The following is a 2,155-nucleotide window of genomic DNA, read 5'->3' as shown; positions in this document are numbered from 1 at the left end:
GTTCATGAGTCCACGACAAAAAGACCCGCAGCCGCGGGTCTTTTTATTCAATAACCCTCGTATTCCTCTAAGGGGTTGTTGTTTGAGATACGAACGCTACTTCTGAGGAAATAGTGGCATCTGAAAGTGAAACGCGATGACGCCATCCCGAACCTCGAGTCCGAATTGTGCGTTATGTTTTTGTAGAATCGTTCGTGAAATGGATAAGCCTAGACCGGTACCGCTGAATTGTTTACTACGAGAACTTTCCATGACATAAAACGGTTCCCATACAAGCTCCCATGGCCTGTCCTCGCCTAAATCCGTTGAATTCGCTATCTCAAAAAATACAGCATCCCCCTTAATTACCGATGTAACGGTAACGCTGACACCACTTGTGTACTTCATTGCGTTCGTAAACCAATTATGAAAAACGGATTCCAGCTTTGAACGATCTGCCCTCACCCATGTTTCCGTAGGTAGCTCAATGTTAGCTTCAAGGACTAAGCCACATTGATGATAGGCTGCTTGATAAGCTTCAATTGTTTCTCTTAGCAGCTGCTTAAAGTTGATAACTTCATAACGGTATATCTCCTCTTGAAGACGAGATAGTTCAAGCAATCGGTCAATCAGGATGGACATCGCATCACTCTGCTGTTGAATGACATTGGGATATGTGCCATCGTCCAAGCCATCTTGAATACCGCTAGCATAGACTCGGATCAGTGAAAGCGGCGTTTTCAATTCATGCGAAATATCCGCAATAAACGTTTGAAGATTTGCATTTTTTGCTTCCAGCGACTTATGTGCCTCTTCCAAATTATCGCWCATTCGATTAATGCTCCGCGCAAGCGACTCTATTTCATCCCCTGTTTGTATGTCTACTTTTGTAAAAGATAAATGAGAGATCGCTTCAGCAGTCTCATTCAGTTTGCCGAGCGGTTTGACGATTCTGGCGGTATAGAGTGCGGACAGAACGATAAGAAGTATCAGCATGCCCAGCCATATATACATATTGAATAAATTCACGATTTGGATGGTCTCTGCTGAATTACTAATTGACTCGCCGACAGCGAAAACAGAGCCGCCTACCGACAGGAAATTGACCAGAAAACTCGATTTCAGCTTTGCCTGATCATAAATTTTGTTCACCTGTCCCCCGCTCCGCAGCTTCGTAATACCTTCCTCCGTCAGCCAAAACTTACCCAGTGCAATGCCTTTGCGATTGAATTGGAGCAGCAGTTTATTATTCACATCGTCGACTGAATCAGATAATGTCGTGTAAACAATTGTAACTTGGTACTGCTCCTCCATATCCCCAATTTGATTCACCAATGAGCCATATGGTATAGAAATGAGTTCGGAAGACAATTCTGCGAGTTTATTCTTCTTCTGGTACAGAAAAAACTTCGGCAAAAAGTAGGTATTCACCGCGAAGGAAAGGACGAAAACAACACAGAGTGCAGCGGTTATCCTAATGATTAACTTTCGGCTTAGTTTACTCATCGTCCGCTACCAGCGAGTAACCCATACCCCGATATGTCTTGATTCGTCCCTCCCCTATCTTCTCACGAAGCCTTCGAATGTGGGTGTCAACCGTCCTTTCTTCCCCGTAGTAGTCTAGTCCCCACACTTGATCGAGCAGCATTTTGCGGGTGATAATTTGGCCCTTATTAAATGCTAAATACTTCACTAATTCAAATTCCTTATGTGTCGCTTGAACGTCGTTGCCATCTCGATATACTTTCTGTGCATCAAGATCGACAGTTAGGTTACCAAACGTCATTTGCGCTCCAAGTTGCAGCAGCTTTTGAGCTCTTAATAACAAAATCCGCGGATCAAACGGCTTGCGAACAAAGTCGTCCGCACCTGATTGCAACGCAAGGAATTCATCATCAACATTCCCCTTCGCTGTCAGCAACAGCACTTTGGTTCGACCCACTTTCTTAATTTCCCTGCATACTTCGATACCACTCCGCTTAGGCATCATCCAATCTAGAATGGCCAAATCAATTTTATGTTGATAGAACAAATTTATCGCTTCTTCGCCGTCCTGCGCTAGAAACGTCTGAAAGCCTTCTTTCTTGAAATATGCTTTTATCACTTGCAGCATAAGTGGTTCATCGTCAGCTAACAGCAAATTCATATTTCCCCTCCTTTTCACGCGGCATTACTA

Annotated in this window: 2 protein-coding genes; both read right to left on the bottom strand. The window is 43.8% G+C overall.

The annotated features are described in order from the left end of the window. Positions 1-96: 96 nt before the first annotated feature. Positions 97-1,485, bottom strand: a complete 1,389-nt coding sequence (locus tag AC1DUA_RS34905; RefSeq protein WP_477504104.1) for a sensor histidine kinase — start codon at positions 1,483-1,485, stop codon at positions 97-99. Continuing rightward, positions 1,478-2,125, bottom strand: coding sequence for a response regulator transcription factor (locus AC1DUA_RS34900; RefSeq protein ID WP_477504103.1), 648 nt, complete (start codon positions 2,123-2,125; stop codon positions 1,478-1,480). The genes AC1DUA_RS34905 and AC1DUA_RS34900 overlap by 8 nt, the downstream gene beginning before the upstream one ends. Positions 2,126-2,155 lie beyond the last annotated feature (30 nt).

It is taken from the genome of Paenibacillus sp. 01T422 (assembly GCF_056398785.1).
The sequence above is the reverse complement of the archived record's forward strand: the minus strand, read 5'-3'. Positions and strand labels throughout refer to the sequence as shown.